Annotated in this window: 14 protein-coding genes and 1 pseudogene; 13 read left to right on the top strand and 2 right to left on the bottom strand. The window is 69.9% G+C overall.

All coding sequences use genetic code 11. The annotated features are described in order from the left end of the window. Nucleotides 1-262 precede the first annotated feature (262 nt). From AC08OQ_RS08850 to AC08OQ_RS08825, 6 genes are all read left to right on the top strand, one after another. Nucleotides 263-742 (top strand): OmpA family protein, encoded by a 480-nt coding sequence (locus tag AC08OQ_RS08850; RefSeq protein WP_476604967.1) that lies wholly within the window; start codon nucleotides 263-265, stop codon nucleotides 740-742. Further along, nucleotides 739-1626: a hypothetical protein gene (locus AC08OQ_RS08845; RefSeq protein ID WP_476600090.1), complete on the top strand. Its 888-nt coding sequence runs from the start codon at nucleotides 739-741 to the stop codon at nucleotides 1624-1626. The genes AC08OQ_RS08850 and AC08OQ_RS08845 overlap by 4 nt, the downstream gene beginning before the upstream one ends. 247 nt (nucleotides 1627-1873) lie before the next feature. Then, nucleotides 1874-2359, top strand: a complete 486-nt coding sequence (locus AC08OQ_RS08840; RefSeq protein WP_476600092.1) for a hypothetical protein — start codon at nucleotides 1874-1876, stop codon at nucleotides 2357-2359. A 129-nt stretch (nucleotides 2360-2488) separates the two neighbouring features. After that, nucleotides 2489-3565, top strand: a complete 1077-nt coding sequence (locus AC08OQ_RS08835; protein ID WP_476600094.1) for a hypothetical protein — start codon at nucleotides 2489-2491, stop codon at nucleotides 3563-3565. 105 nt (nucleotides 3566-3670) lie between these two features. Continuing rightward, on the top strand, nucleotides 3671-4249 hold the full coding sequence (locus AC08OQ_RS08830; protein WP_462188305.1) for a hypothetical protein: 579 nt from the start codon (nucleotides 3671-3673) through the stop codon (nucleotides 4247-4249). Between the two features lie 74 nt (nucleotides 4250-4323). After that, entirely contained in the window at nucleotides 4324-5391 is a 1068-nt protein-coding gene (locus tag AC08OQ_RS08825; protein WP_476600096.1) for an LLM class flavin-dependent oxidoreductase, read from the top strand. Here AC08OQ_RS08825 and AC08OQ_RS08820 read toward each other — a convergent pair. Next, nucleotides 5279-6130 (bottom strand): SDR family NAD(P)-dependent oxidoreductase, encoded by an 852-nt coding sequence (locus AC08OQ_RS08820; RefSeq protein ID WP_476611979.1) that lies wholly within the window; start codon nucleotides 6128-6130, stop codon nucleotides 5279-5281. The two genes, AC08OQ_RS08825 and AC08OQ_RS08820, sit on opposite strands and share 113 nt — an antisense overlap. Before the next feature lie 694 nt (nucleotides 6131-6824). Here AC08OQ_RS08820 and AC08OQ_RS08815 point away from each other — a divergent pair. The 4 genes from AC08OQ_RS08815 (at nucleotide 6825) to AC08OQ_RS08800 (ending at nucleotide 13181) form a co-directional block, all read left to right on the top strand. Continuing rightward, the gene (locus tag AC08OQ_RS08815; RefSeq protein ID WP_476600100.1) at nucleotides 6825-7499 is read left to right on the top strand and encodes a hypothetical protein; all 675 of its coding nucleotides are present in this window, start codon (nucleotides 6825-6827) and stop codon (nucleotides 7497-7499) included. Nucleotides 7500-7623: 124 nt separating this feature from the next. Further along, on the top strand, nucleotides 7624-12159 hold the full coding sequence (locus tag AC08OQ_RS08810; RefSeq protein WP_476600102.1) for a cation-translocating P-type ATPase: 4536 nt from the start codon (nucleotides 7624-7626) through the stop codon (nucleotides 12157-12159). Nucleotides 12160-12543: 384 nt separating this feature from the next. Then, nucleotides 12544-12777, top strand: a complete 234-nt coding sequence (vapB, locus tag AC08OQ_RS08805) for a type II toxin-antitoxin system VapB family antitoxin (RefSeq protein WP_462187308.1) — start codon at nucleotides 12544-12546, stop codon at nucleotides 12775-12777. Continuing rightward, complete coding sequence (locus tag AC08OQ_RS08800; protein ID WP_476600104.1) at nucleotides 12774-13181, top strand: PIN domain-containing protein; 408 nt, start codon at nucleotides 12774-12776, stop codon at nucleotides 13179-13181. The genes vapB and AC08OQ_RS08800 overlap by 4 nt, the downstream gene beginning before the upstream one ends. Nucleotides 13182-13437: 256 nt before the next feature. Here AC08OQ_RS08800 and AC08OQ_RS08795 read toward each other — a convergent pair whose 3' ends face one another. After that, nucleotides 13438-13674, bottom strand: a complete 237-nt coding sequence (locus AC08OQ_RS08795; protein WP_462187307.1) for an acyl carrier protein — start codon at nucleotides 13672-13674, stop codon at nucleotides 13438-13440. Nucleotides 13675-14111: 437 nt separating this feature from the next. Here AC08OQ_RS08795 and AC08OQ_RS08790 point away from each other — a divergent pair, with 437 nt between their 5' ends. The 3 genes and pseudogenes from AC08OQ_RS08790 (at nucleotide 14112) to AC08OQ_RS08780 (ending at nucleotide 16364) form a co-directional block, all read left to right on the top strand. Then, complete coding sequence (locus tag AC08OQ_RS08790; RefSeq protein ID WP_476600106.1) at nucleotides 14112-14945, top strand: SDR family oxidoreductase; 834 nt, start codon at nucleotides 14112-14114, stop codon at nucleotides 14943-14945. Nucleotides 14946-15111: 166 nt separating this feature from the next. Continuing rightward, nucleotides 15112-15789: pseudogene (locus AC08OQ_RS08785) on the top strand (acyltransferase family protein); the annotation flags it as partial. 104 nt (nucleotides 15790-15893) lie between these two features. After that, a complete protein-coding gene (locus tag AC08OQ_RS08780; RefSeq protein WP_462187312.1) occupies nucleotides 15894-16364 on the top strand; it encodes an acyltransferase family protein in 471 nt (156 codons plus the stop codon). Nucleotides 16365-16626: the final 262 nt, after the last annotated feature.

Raw genomic sequence — 16626 nt, 5'->3', positions numbered from 1 at the left:
CCGGCCGGCCCGGCTTCTTCTTGTCCGGTTCCGACGGCAGCAACGGCACCAGCACAGCCCACTGCTCGTTCGTCAGGTCACCCCGCGCCACACAACGGATCATGCAATCCGAAAATCACCATCAGATCCACGGCCAACCCCGGGACGTACTTCCCAAACAGGCCCTAGGGGGCAGACCGTGTATCACGCTCACTCCACACCCGGAGATGTCACGTTCAGGCGACGCGGCAATCCGGCCGCCCGCGCGTGCGCGAGCGTGGTCATGACAGCGGCACTGATGCTCGTGGCCGGGTGCTCTTCCAGCGGCGGCGACACCGCCTCGTTCACCCCGGTGCCACGGGCCACCCGGATCGCGCCCGCCGTCGAGGCTGATCCCCTGCCGCCGTTGAGCAAGTTCATCACCCAGCCGGACGGCAGCCAGGTGACGACGGTCAGCGCCGACTACCTGTTCGACTCGAACAGCAGTGAGCTCCGGAGGGAGGCCGTGACCGCGTTGGGGCAGATCCTGCCGTCGATCCGTGAACACCCCGGCCACATCGCGGTCATCGGGTACAGCGATGGGCTGGGTCGGACCGAGGACAACCTACGGCTGTCGCAGGATCGCGCCAGGGCGGTCGAGTCGTGGCTTGCGACTCAGGGCATCCCCGGCTCGGTGCTGGAGGTCAAGGGCAAGGGCGAGGAAGGCGCGCAGGACGGCGTCGCCGACGCGAGCCGGCGCCGAGTGGAGATCGTGCTGCGATGACGAGCAATGTTCCCGTCGCTGTTCCCGTCGCTCCCACGGCGGCGGCCGAGGATGCGACCAAGGACGATCTGATGGTTGCCGGGCCGCGGCGACGGGTCCGGCGCAGGCGGCTCGCCGGCCTGGTCGCGGCGACGCTGCTCGCGGCGCCGATGCTCACCGCCTGCAACACCGGCGGTCTACTGGGCAAGGCCGACGCCTCCGCTCCGTTGGACTGCACCCGATACCAGGAGAAGGCGCCGGACAACGGCGCATCCCTGCTACTGATCCTTCTCGACCTGTCCGACAACTCACCCGAGACGGCCGGGCGGGTGACCGCCCGGGCCCAGCCCTATCTCGACACCGCGCTGGAGAACGGCGAGTACATCCGGCTGGTCGCCAGCGGCGGCGGCCCGATGACCTACTCGGACTGCTTCCACGGCGACCGGATGTTCCAGATCACTCGGAACAACGACCAGCGCGAGGAGAAGGACCGGCTCGCCGCGTCGAAGGTGCCCAGCCAGGAGATCGACCACATCATCCAAACCGAGCAGATCAGCCCGAAGGGCAGCGTGACGGGCCTGCTTGCCGGCATCAACGATAAGATCAACGCCGTCCGTTCCACGCCCGACGTGAAGGTCGACGAGGTGACCGTGCTGGTCTGGACGGACCTCCTGGGTACCGGTCAGGAGTCCGACTGCCTCAACGTCGACGGCAAGAAGGCCTCCGTGTCGATCGCCGAGGCACTGGTCAAACGGTGCTTCGAGACGAAGCAGATCACCTCCGTCGGAAACGGCAAGGTGCGTTTCATCGGCGTCAACGAGGGATCGGCGGACCGCCCGCAGCAGGACCTCGCCCGTTATCTCAAGGGCGAGCTGTGCCGACGGATCAGCAGTGACTGCAGCTAGGACGGCTCCGCCCCAACCGGACACCCGGCGTCGTCATCCTCATGCCCCCGACCAGCCCGGTCCCGTCGAAAGCGGCACTGCATTGACCACTCTCACCGCTGCCTCCGGTCCAGCCGCGACCGTCGCCGGGGCACCCGAGATCCCGGAACACCCCGCCCGCATCCGCCGCGGCGCGCACCACGCCGACACATCCGAGCCACTGATGATCGCGACAGCACCGGTGGAAACCCACGCAAGGAGGCGACCCATGGGTGTTCTTCACGAGCCCGAGGAGCAGCATTTCAGCCCGGCCCTCATGCGCTCGACGGTCGTGATCACCAGCTGCCTGCTCATGCTCGCGGTGCTGGAGATCTGGGTCTGGCTGACCCTGTCGTCGTCGTTCGCGAAGGTCTCCGTCACCGGCTCGATGATCGTGACCGCGCTCAGCTTCTTCATCACCGGGAACACCTTCCGACTGCGCGACATCCGCCGTCGCGTGGGCAACCAGGCCCGGGCCGGCCGGATCGCCCCGATCGACGCGCTGTCCAGGCTGCCGCCGCGGGAGACCATCCAGCGACGATTCCTGCTGGGGGCCGTCGGTGCGGTCGTCGGGGTCGGCACGCTCGTACTGACCATGGTCTTCTCCGGTGACGAGGCCCAGGGTGCGCGCGAGGCGATGGTCGCCTCGGTGCTCGGCATCGTCTGCGCCATGCTCTGCTTCGTCGGCGGCACCTTCGCCCGTCCGATCGACTGACCCGCCGACCACACCGACCAGCAGCCGACGACGCCGCCGACAGCTCCGTGGAACCTCTCGTCGAATGTCCCGTCGAACCCGTCCGGTCGAACCCGGAAGGACCGAGATCGGAAAGTAGGAACCTCCAAGGTGCTGCGTAGGGAAAACCAGCCAGGGCGTCTGGCCAAGCAGCTCATCCGCCGGGTGGGAGACGCCGACATCGCGCTGGCGGGCGCCGAGACCCGCCCGAAGGTCCTCAAGAGCCTTGAGGACGCGGAGGTCCAGGAGGTCCGCGCTGCGGTCCGGGCCGACGGGAGGACCCTGGAAGAGCTGATCGCCGAACTCCGGATGGAGATCGACTCCCGGGCCGAACGCCGGGAGCGGCGGACCGAGCTGATCAAGAACAAGGTCGAACAGGGCCGGCTGTGGCGCAGCGTCGGGGTGCAGGAACACATCCCGCAGATGGCGCTGGCGGGCCCGGCCCGGGCCGCGGTGCTGACGGTGCTCGCGGCGCTGGACTTCTACGTCTTCGCCCAGTCCTACGCCGTCCTCGCCGACGTCGGCGGGTACGGGCCCGAATGGTGGCTGGGCGGCCTGCTGGGGGTCGCCGTGTTCATCGCCGGGGTGGCGCTCGCCCACGGCATCAAGGCGTCGATCCTCGCGCGGGCCCAGAAGCAGATGCTCGCCGACGCCGACGCGGGCCGATTCAAGATCGATCCGGAGATCCGCGAGCAGCTGGTGGAGTCGAAATCGTCGCCGCTGGCCCTGACCCTCACCACCGCGATCTTCCTGCTGCTGTCCATCGCCGGGGTGCTGGTACGCACCCAGGGATCGGCCGGCGAGAGCACCGGCAGCGCGGTGATCGTGTTCCAGGCGTTGATCCCGCTGGTCGCCGTCGCGGTCGAACTCTACCTGCACGACCCGACGGAACGGGACGAGCCGATGCCCAACATCGTCGACCGTCGACTCGAACGGCGGCTGGCCAAGGCCGAACGGCGGCTGCGCATCGTCGCGGCCCAGGTCGAGGCGAAGGTCTCCAGGATCGAGAAGCTCTACCGGGTCGAGGAGGCCATCCTTGACGTGGAGCAGAAGGACATGGGCCTGCGACACACCACCGACCTCGTCCTCGGCGGTGGCCACATCCCGACCGTCCCGACGAACGGCCGGGTCGCCGAGGTGGACCGCGACCAGTTGGAGAAGACCCTCAAAATGGCCCGTCGATCCTGATCCGGCCGACGGGTACTGATCCGGCCGACGGGTACCATGTGAGACCGCCATCGAAGAGCACGCCACCCGCGTGCCGGCCCCACGACCGGGGGTGACACTATTCCCATGCTTTCGGATGACGGCCTTTCGGATGACGACGTAGACGAGATCGTCTTCAAGGCCGCGGGAAACGGCGACCATCGCGGCGCGGCGGCCACTCTGGAGGCCTTGGCCGAACGGAGCGAGACGCACGGCGAACGCGTCACCCGGGCGTCCCTGCTGGTCGACGCGGGCAGCCAGTACGGGCTTGCGGACGACTGGGACGAGGCGATCCGCTGCTACCGGGCGGCGGTGGCGGACGGCGGCGGGTGCCTGGTCGATCCCCGCGTCTGGCTGCATGACGGCCTGCTGCGCAACGGGCAGCCGGACGACGCGGCCGCGCTGCGGGCCGAGCTGAAGGCGTCCCGGTCGGTCGATCCGGGCGTCTACGAGGCCGTGGCCGAGAGCCTGGAGTCAATCGGCCTGCTCACCGACGCCCACGCCTGGTTCACCATGGGCTACCACCGCTGCGAACACGCCACGGTCCCCGACTTCATGCTCGATCTCCTGCTGGTCGGCCGGCGGCGGGTGCGCGTCGCCCTCGGTTATCCGACGGACGATCTCGACGAGGTGGCCGAGGACTACATGGAGACGGTCGGCGGCTGATGGCCCCCGGGGTGCCCGGGGAAGAGCGCGGTGCCCGGGGAAGAGCGCGGCCGGATGCTTCGTTGCAACCAGCCGTGAGCCCGACCCGACCTGTCCCCTTGTCCGTGTTGGATCTCGTCCCGGTGGGCACCGGCGTCCCCGCCACCGACGCGGTCCGCGGGACGCTCGAACTCGCCCGACATGCCGAAAGGCTCGGATACACCCGATACTGGTTGGCCGAGCATCACGGCATCCCGGGGATCGCAAGCTCGGCGACCTCGATCCTCATCAGCCAGGTTGCCGCGGCCACCACCACCCTCAGGGTGGGGTCCGGTGGGGTGATGCTGCCCAACCATGCGCCACTCGCCATCGCCGAACAGTTCGGCACGTTGGGCACCCTCTTCCCGGGACGGATCGATCTGGGTATCGGCCGTGCTCCCGGCACCGATCCCGCGACCGCCCGGGCTCTGCGCCGCACCAGCGACCTGCCGGCCATCGACGACTTCCCCGCGCAGCTCGCCGAACTGACGACCTTTCTGGCCGGGGGGGATTTCCCCGGCTCGCACCCAAGGCACGGCGTCACCGCGTTCCCGCGGGCCGAGGTGCCGCCCATCTGGTTGCTGGGATCGAGTGGCTACAGCGCCCAGGTGGCCGGCATGCTCGGCCTGCCGTTCGCGTTCGCGCACCATTTCAGCTCGGTGAACACAGTGCCGGCGCTGGAGCTCTACCGGAAGTCCTTCCGTCCCTCGCCCGGCCGGGAGCGACCGTACGCGCTCGTCGCCGCCGCGGTACTCTGCGCCGCCGACGACGAGCGCGCGGAGTGGCTGGCCGGACCGCAGCGGCTGGCGATGCTGCGGCTGCGTACCGGCCGCCCCGGGGTGTTCCCCTCGCCCGAGGAGGCCGCAGCCTACCCGTGGACCTCGCGGGAGCGGTCGATCGCGGAGGCCGCCACCGCCTCGCACATCGTCGGCTCCCCAGTGACGGTTCGCGCGGGGATCGACGCACTGCTCGACGAGACGGGCGCCGACGAGGTCATGGTCGTCACCAACGTCACCCGGCTGGCGGACCGGATCCGCTCCTACGAGCTGGTAGCCGAACTCGGCGGACTGACGTCGGCGGGTCCGGCGGCCGCGAGCGGCCGGGGCGCAGTACCCATTCGGTGATCCGCGCAACCAGTCCGCGCGGCAGCAGTCGGGAGGCAGCGGAGGCCAGGTAGTTCAGCCGTCCGTCGATGACATACGCCTGGCCGCGGTCGAGGGCACGGAACGCGGTGGCGATCACCTCGTCCGTGGTCCGCAACCGGCCACCGGCGGACATCCGGGTTCCCAGCACCTCGAAGAACTCGGTGTCGGTCGGTCCGGGACATAACGCGAGGACGCGGACCCCCCGCCGACGGTACTCGGCCCACAGGCCGATCGAGAACGACAGGACGAAGGCCTTCGAGGCCCGGTAGACGGCCATATACGGGACGGCCTGGAAACCCGAGGTGGAGGAGACGTTGATGACCGTGCCGCGGCCCCGGGCCACCATGCCCGGCAGGAACAGGTGCGCGACCCGTTCGACGGCCACCACGTTCAGCATCACCTCACGATGATCCCGGTCGGCGGACAGCTCATGGTAAGGGCCGCGTGTCCCGAACCCGGCGTTGTTGACGAGGATGTCGACCTCCAGGCCCGCTTCGGCGACCGCCTCGGCGAGACGGTCCGGACCACGCTCGTCGGCGAGGTCGACCGCGATGACGTGCGCCTCGGTGCCGTACCGGGCAGCGAGGCGCTCCGCGACCATCCACAGCTTCGGTTCGGACGGCGCCACGAGGACGAGCCGGGCTCCACGGTCCGCGTACGCCTCGGCGAACGCCGCGCCGATGCCCGAGGATGCGCCGGTGATGAGAGCGGTGCTCATCCGAAGATCCGGGTCGGCGGTCATGCTTCTCCTGCTCAGCCGGGGTTCCGCGCGGGCGGGCGCGCCACGGGGCGATGCCAGGAAACGCCATCATCGTCGGATTCCCTCACCCGCTCCGCTCGACTCGCCCGCAAAAAATAACTCCGATGCGCGTCTAATCAACTACACTTTCGCCGCTACCCGGCAGCCGCGGCAGGAGGATCGTGTCCATACGTAGTCGACTGTCGCGACATCCCGGCGCACTCGTCCTCGTCCTCCTCGCCATGAGTGCCGTTCTTGTCGCGACCCTCGGTCACGAACACCGCGGCCACAACGACAGCAGCCCGGACGGGTCCAGTAGCCCGGACAGGCCAGGGCCCACCAGCGCGGCCAGTCTTCCCGGCCTACCCGTCGCCCGTACACCACACGACGCCCATGGACCACTCGCTGACGGGGATCCGCGGCCCGGCCCCTGGCGGCGGGAATCCGACCCGTCCCGGCGACCCAGCCGGGCAAGCTGCGCTTTGGCCTCGGGCCGGCGCTCGACAGCGCCCTCGCCTCGCCGCTCGCCGGAGACCTGGACTTTCTCACCACCTGGTACAACGGCCCGGGCGACCTGAGCTTCCTACGGAAGTGGCGGGCGGACCTAATTCCCGAAGTTTACCATTCCGGACACGGCATTCATCTCGTCGTCTGGCTCGACGGCACCGGCAGCGTGGGGACCTTCCAGACCTCCCATGGCCCCGCCTGCGGCCGGGAGTACCCGTTGTCCGGCGCCTTTCTCGCCGACGCCCGCGAGCTCGCCTCGATCTTCGCCGGGCCCGCGAACGGCCCGGCGCTCTACGTCACGCTCTTCACCGAGCTGCAGACATATCCGTGCCAGTCCAACGAGTGGGCCGCCACGCCCGAGACCACGAACTACTACCGGGCTCTGCAGGACCGGTACCTGGCGACCCAGGAGATCTTCCATGCCGGGGCGCCCAACGCCCGGGTGTCGCTGGGCTGGGGCGGTTGGCAGAGCCGCTGGGACGATCCGGTGAAGGGCGGCGGCCGCTCCCTGATCACACACTTCGCGGACGTGCTGCGGGCGTCGGACTTCCAGAGCTTCCAGGCGATGGGGAACGATTCCAACGCCGCCGACGTGCGGAACATGACGAAGCTGCTGGGACAGTACGGCCCGGTCATGGTGGCGCATTTCAAGTCGGGGTCGCAGGCGGTCTGGGACGCGGACATGCACGCCCTGCTCGCCGGCGACGAGGCGCGCAAGCTCAGCCTGGACGGGCTGTTCGCCTTCAGTTTCATGGACCAGTCCAACATCATCTTCTCGCCCCGGGCGCTGGCCACCGCCCGGGGGGCGGTGCAGAGCCACGGCGTCCGGTCCTCGTTCTAACCGACCGCCTAGAACGATCAGTTAGTAAGCGGGCGGAGAGGGTAGTCGGTAGGACTACGAGGCAGCCGTGGCCCGCGCCCGCCGCACGCGATGATCATGCAATGAGGAGGAGGAGGCCGCGCGGATGCGTCTGCCCGCAGCCCGGACCGTCCTGCGCGTGCCGAGCGCCCTCCTGGGGGCGGTGGTCCAGCCGGTTCTCGCCCATACGGTTCTCGCCCATGCCCGGACCGGGTGGAGTCCGGCTTCGAAGCCCGGTTCCCCCGCACTCGGGCCCCCCGCGCCCCGCGCCGTCGATCACGACAGCGTCGATCACGAGATCGCCGGCTCCACGGCGGCCGGCGAACCGCGGGAGAAGGCCGGCGCCTACCGCCTCCTCAGTCTCGGGGTCCGTGGGATCTCCGGGCCGGCCGGCGAATCCCGTCGCCGGCAGGTGGAACGAGTACTGGAGAATCAGCCCGGGGTGGCGTGGGCCCGGGTCAACGAGCCGTTGCAATGTGTCCTGATCGGGCTCGCCGAACCGCCCCCCGCCCTTGACGATCTGGTCGCGGCCCTCGGCCGGGTGGAGGGCGTCGCGCTCGAACCGAGGCCGGGAGCGGTACCGAGGTTCGCGGCGCCGATCCGCCGGACGGCCACGGCACTGGCCGCCGACGGGGTCGCGTTCGCGCTGGCGTCAGCGGGCCGGCTCGCCCGGGCGGTGCCGCTGCCCATCGAGATCGCATCGCTGGTCACCCTCGTCGACACCCAACCCCGGCTACGCCGGTGGGTGGAGCAGATGCTCGGCGCGGGCCGGGCTGACGTCGTCCTCGGGCTGGTCAATGCCGGTGCCCTCGCCCTGGCGCAGGGGAATCTCGGTCTCGCGGTCGACGCCGGCTACCGGATGGTCATGCTGGGCGAGGCGCGTGCGCGCCGAGACACCTTCCTGGCGGCTCGGGACGAGCTGCTCGGTCATCCGGACTGGGCCGCGGCCGAGCCGGTGGTGACCGAACGGCCGCGGCCGCTGCCGGACGGTCCCGTGGATCGCTACGCCGACCTCGCCGTACTCGCCGGACTCGGCGGGTTCGCGGCCGCCACCGCCGCCACCGGGAATCCGCGCCGTGCCGCGGCGCTGGCCGCCACCTCGCTGCCACGCCCGGCCCGGGTCGGGCGGGAGGGCTTCGCCGCCCAGTTGACCCGCGTCCTGGCGCGTCGCGGCGTCCACGTCATGGATTCGGCGGCCCTGCGGGTGCTCGACCGCGTCGACACCATCGTCATCGACGCCGACGTCCTGCGCAGCGAGGAACGCATCATCGCCGACGTCGTGCCGCTGGCCGGTGCGGACCGCAGCGACGTCGCGGTCCGCGCGCACGCCCTGTTCCGTCCGGCCGGTATCAGCACCGTCGCCACCGCGGAGGGCTGGGCCCTCGGGCCGGTGGAACAGCTCGGCCTGCGCGGCCGGACCGGTGTCCGGGAGCGCCGCGAACTGGCCCGGTCCGGGGCGGACACGGTGCTCGGTCTGGCTCAGGGCAGCAGGCTGATGGCGATCGTGTCGATCGTACCCGGGCGGGCGGAGGGGAGCCACCACCTGCTGGCCGCCTGCCGCCGTTCCGGGCGGGCGGTGTTCGTCGCCGGTGACCTTCCCGCCGGCGCCGGCGGAACAGCGGAGGACACCAACCTTCCCGGGGTACCCGGGGGGGACCGGCTCGTCGGCGCGATCCGCGGTCTGCAGGCCGAGCGCGGCGGCGTCCTGGTCGTGTCCCGCCGACGGGCCGCGGTCGGCACCGCGGACTGCGGCGTCGGCGTGAACGGCCACGACGGCTCGCCGGCCTGGGGGGCGCACATCCTGGTCGGGAATGACCTGGCCGCCGCCAGCCTCGTGGTCGAGGCGGTCGCCGCGGCCGCCCGGGTGAGCCAGCACGCGGTGCGGCTCGCCCAGGTGGGCTCGGGTGCCGGCGCGTTGGCCATGCTTACCGGGGCCGACCCGCGGCTGGTGTCCCGGGCCATGACAATGGTCACCGCGGCGGTCACCGCCGCCCTCGGCGAGGGGATCTGGGCGGCGCGGGAACTGGGTCGCTGCCCCCCGCCGCTCGCGGTCCCCCGTACCCCGTGGCACATCCTGCCGGCCGAGGACTGCCTGGCTCGGCTGGACAGCCGCCCGGGTGGACTGTCCACCGAGGATGCGGCGCGACGCCGCCAGGACGGCGCGGTGTCGATGCAGGCGACCGCGCCCAGCCTCGTCCGGGCGTTCGCGGCCGAGCTGGCCAACCCGCTCACCCCCGTCCTCCTCGGCGGCGCCGCGCTGTCGGCCGCGACCGGTTCCGTGCTGGACGCCGGTCTGGTGCTCAGCGTCGCGATCGGCTCGGCGTTCGCCGGCGCGGTCCAGCAGCTACGGGCGGACCGGGCGCTCGCCCGACTGTTCGCTGTCTCGGCGGTTCCGGCCCGGTTGCTGCGGGACGGCGAGGAGACCAAGCTGCCGGCGGACAACCTGGTCCCGGGCGACATCATCATGGTCGGGGCCGGGGATGTCGTCCCCGCGGACTGCCGGCTCCTGTCGACGACGGGACTCGACGTCGACGAGTCGTCGCTGACCGGCGAGTCCATGCCGGTCACGAAGTCGCCCGGACCAGTAGCAGCCGCCAACCTGGCGGACCGCTCCTCGATGATCTACGAAGGAACGACCGTCGCCGGCGGGCGGGGCACCGGCGTGGTGGTGGCCACCGGCCCGGCCACCGAGGCGGGGCGCAGCATGGCCGCGACCGCCGGTCCCGCCCGGCTCAGCGGCGTCGAGGCGCGACTGTCCACAATTACCGATCTCACCATTCCGGTGGCGCTCGGCGCCGCCGAGGCACTGTTGGCCTCCGGGTTGATCCGTGGCCTGCCGATCCGGGACACCCTCAGCGCCGGAGTAGCGCTCGCCGTCGCGGCGGTGCCCGAAGGGCTGCCCTTCCTCGCCACCGCCGCCCAACTTTCCGCCGCCCGACGGCTCTCGGCGCGGGGCGCGCTGGTACGCAACCCCCGCACCATCGAGACCCTCGGCCGGGTGGACGTGCTGGGTTTCGACAAGACCGGAACGCTCACCGAGGGCAGGATCCGCCTGCACGCCGTCTCGGACGGCACGCATACCGCTGCGGCGACCGAGTTCGGACCGACGCATCGGCGGGTGCTGGCCGCCGGGCTACGCGCCACGCCGCGCGGCAAAGGCAAGAAGAAGTTGCCGCATCCGACCGACCGCGCGGTGCAGAAGGGAGCGGCCGCGGCTGCGGTGACCCGCGAGTACGGTCTCGCCGTGTGGTCGCCGACGGCCTCGCTTCCCTTCGAGCCGGGCCGCGGCTACCACGCGGCAGTGGGGGATGCCGGCACGACCACGCTGCTGAGCGTCAAAGGGGCGCCCGAGGTGCTGCTGCCACGGTGCGTCCGCCTCCGGACCGCCGACGGCACGGCACCGCTGAACGACCGCCGGCGGGCGAGGCTCATCCAGGAGCACAGCCGGCTCGCGGGCGCGGGCTACCGCGTCCTCGCGGTGGCCGATCGCGACCTGGGTTCCGCGCCCCGACCGGCGGACGAGGGACTCACCGATGACAGCGTGGCCGAGTTGACCTTCCTCGGCTTCCTTGTCCTCTCCGACCCGGTCCGGACCACGGCCGGGGCGTCGCTGGAGGCGCTACGCGCCGCGGGCGTGCAGGTGCTGATGATGACCGGAGACCATCCGGCCACTGCCAGGACGATCGCCACCGAGCTGGGAGTGCTCACCGACAACCAGATCATGCTGACGGGTGCCGAGCTCGAGGCCATGGACAACGAGGCCCTGGACGCGGTCCTGCCCAGGGTGGCCGTGATCGCCCGGGGCACTCCGCTGCACAAGGTGCGGGTCGTGGAGGCCTACCAGCGGCTGGGCAAGACGGTGGCGATGACCGGCGACGGCGCCAACGATGCGCCCGCCATCCGGCTCGCCGACGTCGGCCTCGCGTTGGGCCGGCGCGGCACGCCGGCGGCCCGGGCCGCCGCCGACGTGATCGTGACGGACGACCAGCTGGACACGATCATCGACGTGCTCGTCGAGGGCCGTTCGATGTGGGCCTCGGTCCGCCAGGCCCTGGGCATCTTCGTGGGCGGGAACCTCGGCGAGATCGCGTTCACCCTCCTCGGCTCCATGGCCACCGGGCGATCGCCGCTGTCCGCGCGGCAACTGCTGCTCGTCAATCTGCTCACCGATCTCGCCCCGGCCCTGGCCGTCGCGCTGCGCGAGCCGGATCCGGAGGTGACCGGACAGCTCCTCGGCGAGGGCCCCGAGCGCTCCCTCGGTACCGCCCTGAACCGGGAGATCGCGGTGCGGACGGTCGCCACGACCCTCGCCGCCGCAGGTGCCTGGATCACCGCCCGCCTCACCGGGCGCCGACGGCACGCGAACACGGTCGGCCTCGCCGCGCTCGTCGGCTCACAACTGGGCCAGACACTGCTCGTCGGCGGCCGCAGCCGGACGGTCCTGCTGAGCATCGTCGCCTCGGCGGTCGTCCTGGCCGCCATCGTGCAGATGCCAGGCGTCAGCCAGTTCTTCGGTTGCACCCCGCTCGGTCCGGTGGGCTGGTCGATCGCGATCGGCGCGTCGCTGGCGGGGACGTTGCTCTCCTTCTTCCTCCAGGCCCCCTCCAGGCTCCAGTCCTCCAGGCCCCAGTCCGCCACCTAGCATTGCCTCTGCCGTCGTGGATAATCCGCCTACGTGGCAACAGCCGTGGCACGCTAGTTGGAAACCCGTCGGCGGCTCCACGAAAATATTCTCAACGCGCCGAGAAGACGTTGGCCGACCTTACGCACGACCCGCAGGGGACGTAATGAAGTAACAAATACGTAATCGAGAGCATCATCGCAGGTCACAGGCCTGTGGAGGGTTCGAAACGCGCAAGTTATTTCATTTTGACTCCGCAGACGCCCCCGGAGACGCCCCCGCATATCAGGACACCTTTGGGTACGTGCGAGGTGAGTTGCGAGGTGAATGGGGTAGGTGCCTGCACAGAAGCAGTCATGATATCATGATTGAGGAGTCTGATATCGAACCTGCGAGGTGGCGCCGGTGGCCGACATCCTCGTACGTGACGTACCCGATGCGGTTCTCGCCGAGCTCGACGCTGCCGCCGCCCGAGCCGGAATCTCGCGTGTCGAGTATCTGCGCCGCACGCTTGCCGCCGAAGCCGAGCGGGCATCGCGCGACACACGTCCCCCTCTTGGGCGGGAGAACTGGGCGCAGCTCCACGACCTGATCTCGGACCTCGCCGACGAAGACGTGATGCGCGGTGCCTGGTCGTGACCGACAGCTGGCTCATCGACAAGTCGGCACTGGTCCGCATACCAACCCATCCCGACGAACCCGTCTGGTCACAGCGAGTCGATCAAGGTCTGGTACACATCTGCGCGGTCACGCTGCTCGAAGTGGGCTACTCGGCCCGCAACGGCCCTGAGCACGCCCGGCTCCTCGGCACCCTGCCGCTCGCACGCATGGTCATCCAGTGGGACATACCGGCAGCCGTGGCCCGGCGCGCCTACGAGGTCCAAGGCCTGCTGGCCGCAGCCGGCCATCATCGGGCCCCGGGCGTCCCCGATCTGCTGATCGCAGCGACAGCGGAAACCGCCGGGCTCACGCTCCTGCACCGCGACAAGGACTTCGAACTGATCGCAGACCTGACCAGGCAACCGTTGTGCCGATTGTCCTGATCCTCCAGACCCCACGCCGATGACACCCCACGAGTTGGACGACGGATGGCTCGTGTTCAACCGGCCGCGCGTCCGCGTCCGCGGCATCCGGGGCATCATAATTCATCGAGGCGGCCGGAGCCTGCGCCGCGGGCGAAGGCGCGGTTGACGGTTCCACTTCGGGCCGCCAGGCGGTCATCGACTTTGGCTGCTCGGCGTCGGATGTCCCCGCCCCGCTCCAGCGTCACCGGGGTCCCCGAGTTCGCTGCTGTCGGTCTCAGTGGACACCGCTGAGCTCCTCGATGTGCTCGCGCAGGTCACCGACGGTGGCGAAACTCGCGAGCCGTTCGTCGGCGATCTGGATCGAGAACTCGCGTTCGACAGCATAGATGAGGTTGATGTGCGCGAGCGAGTCCCATCCGGGTATGTCGGCGGCGGTCGTGGCGTCGGTGATGACGAGGTCGTCGTCACCGAAGATCTCCCGGAAGATCTGCTGCAGCCGCTCCTGCGTCATTACCTGGGCACCGTGGTCAGCTCGGCGATCAGTGCGTGCTCCCGCAGAGCCGCGGCGCCTTCGCCAGCGCCGGCATCCCCTCTGTTGATCATTTCTGCGGCCCCTCCCGATGTGATTCGTCATGGCACCCCGCATGGCACCCCGCGTCCACCAGGTCAAACTCTACCGTTACGTAAGAGTTGGTTCGTCGGGGATGGCGTCCCGGCGGGGATTGGAGAGCTGACGCGCCCCTGGGTGCCAACGCATACTCGACCGTTACGTAATGGTACTGTCGCAGCTGTGCGGGATGTGGCTGCTTCGCCGCGGATGACCGCGATCGACTCGCATCGACGCGTGTTCGCGCTGACGGACGGGGCCCGTCCAGGGATCCCGGCGGCCACCTGTTCGCGTTCGTCCGGGTTAGCGACCTGCGCCACTCTGCCGAGGAGCGTCCAGCAGTGACGGCAAAGCAGAACCTGGCTATCGCCTGTGCCGACCATCTGCCAGGCGGAAGTCCATGTGCCCACCTGCCCCAGCTCGCCGGCCGCGGCGCGCTGGTCACCGGTGCCTCCAGCGGGATCGGACGCGCCGTCGCCCTTCGGTTGGCGCGGGCCGGCGCACTTGTCATCGCGACCGGTCGCGATCAGGAGGTGCTGGCGAGGATGGTCAAGGAAGCCGACGAGGTCGGTCTGACCATCCACCACCAGGCTGCGGACATCACCGATCCCGCGGACCGCGGCTGTCTGGTCGACATGGTCCGTGATCAGCCCACGGACCTGAAGATCCTGGTGCACTCGGCAGGGGCCTACCACCGCGGCGCGATCACCGACGCCCCGCTGGCCGACCTCGACGAACAGCTGGACGTCAATGTGCGCGCGCCCTATGTGCTCACCCAGATGCTGATCCCGGACCTCATCCGGACCGGTGGCGACGTAGTGTTCATCAACTCCACCCAGGGCCTGTCCGCCGGCGCCGGCGCCGGCCAGTACGCCGCGGCCAAGCACGCCCTGCGGGCGATCGCCGACAGCCTGCGGGCGGAGGTCTCGGCTGCCGGGGTGCGGGTGTGCACGGTCTTCCCGGGCCGCACCGCGACCCCCATGCAGCAAAAAATCTTCCAGGCCGAGGGGCGGGCGTGGAATGCCGACCTGCTCATCGCGCCCGACGACATCGCCGACGCCGTGACCGGGGCAGTGGCACTTCCCGACCGCGCGAGTATCACCGAGATCGTGATACGCCCCACCCATGGACCCGGACCAAGGGACTCGTTCGTAGCTCGTCCGCAGACGAGCTAGACCTCACAACGCTGTGCGGCGACTGCCGGCCAGGTCCCAGGTCCGGCCGATAGCCGGCTGCCAACGCCACGATGTTTACCCGATCGGGGCTCGATAGACAATTCAACACCTACGTTAGTGTTTGTTTCTCCGAGGTGTCGCCGCGGCCTTGCCTGGGACGGCACGCATGGCTGACGATCAAGGGGGCGCGTTGACCCGGAGGACCTCGCCGGAATCTGCCCAGCAGGAGATCTTCCGTCCCTCGCGGCAGCTCCCACCGTCTCAGGCCGGGCTGGAGCTGCCCACGTTGACCGGCCTGCGGGGAGTCGCCGCCACTCTGGTGTTCCTCCGCCACATCCACGCAGACGTCCAAGGGACTCTGCCTGTGGTCGCGGTGCTAGGCAACATCGGATACGTGGGCGTCACGTTCTTCTTCGTGCTGTCGGGGTTCGTCCTCACCTGGGCGGCCAGGCCGATCGCCGTGGGGCAATTCTATTGGCGCCGGTTCGCCCGGGTCTATCCTCTGTACTTCGCCGCCATCTGGATCTGGCTCGCGATCGCGTGGCCGCTGGAGACACTCGGGGACTTCGGCTCGAAGCCCCTCGCCATCCTGCCGAGTCTGCTCCTCGTCCAGGCCTGGGTCCCGACCCAGTCGATCTATTTCGGCTGGGGTGGTGCCGTGCTGTGGTCGTTGTCCTGCGAGGCGTTCTTCTACCTGGTCTTCCCATACGTGTACCGCAGGTTCGCGACCCGCACCAACCCCGAACGCATCCGCACCGCGCTCCTGTTCGTTCTCCCTGCCGCGGCCGTGTCATGTGTGGCGAGCGCCGCGGGCTCTCGATTCGATCTTGCCGCGTACGCGAACCCGGCGGTGCGGCTCGGCGAGTTCGTCCTTGGCGTGGCCCTTGGGTTGCTGGCTCGTGAGGGTGCCCGCGCAACGCCGTGGCAACGTCGGATGCTTACGCCTGGTTGGTTGTCTCGATACTCCTGGGCTACCGCTACGGCCATCTACAGGGATTCATCGACACGCTCACACTGCCGGCGTTTGCCATCATCATCTTCCTGGCCGGCACCCGTGAGGCGGACGGCCGCCGGATTCCGGTGTTCAGCTCCCGCCCACTCGTCTATTTCGGCGAGATCTCCTACGCCTTCTATCTCGTTCACCCCGCCGCACTCACGATCAGCGGGGAACTCGGCTGGGTCGACGCCACCACCGCGGCCGGGACGGCGCTCGCCATCCTCGCCGACTTCGCCCTGTCCTTCGCCCTCGCCGCGGTCCTGCATCACACGGTGGAAGGCCCGGCCCGCCGATGGCTGATGGGGGTACTCCGGTCACGATCGTCCCCCCGTCATGCCTACCGGAGCCTGCTGCCCGATGTGCCACCGCGGATCCCACAGGAGTCTGCGAGCGCGGTGCCAGCGGCCCGGGACCTGGCGTGACTGCGGTCATGGCCATGGACAACCCGGCGGGGCCGGAGCTCAGAGGTCGGTTTGATTGGTGATGTGATCAGCTGGCAACGAAGCCGTGGCTGGGTCCCGGTCTCACCCGGTGGGGGCGGAAGTGGTGCCAGTGGGTGTTTCCTGACCGCGATCGGTCAGGATTGTGTCGCGTCTGTGGATGCGGAAAGAGGAGGGAAATCCGTCGCGGCGGGCGAGCACGGCTATTAGGGCCTGTTTGGGAAGTACGTCCCGGGGTTGGCCG

It is taken from the genome of Frankia sp. CcCS3, assembly GCF_977927575.1.
This window is presented reverse-complemented; position numbering and strand designations above follow the sequence as displayed.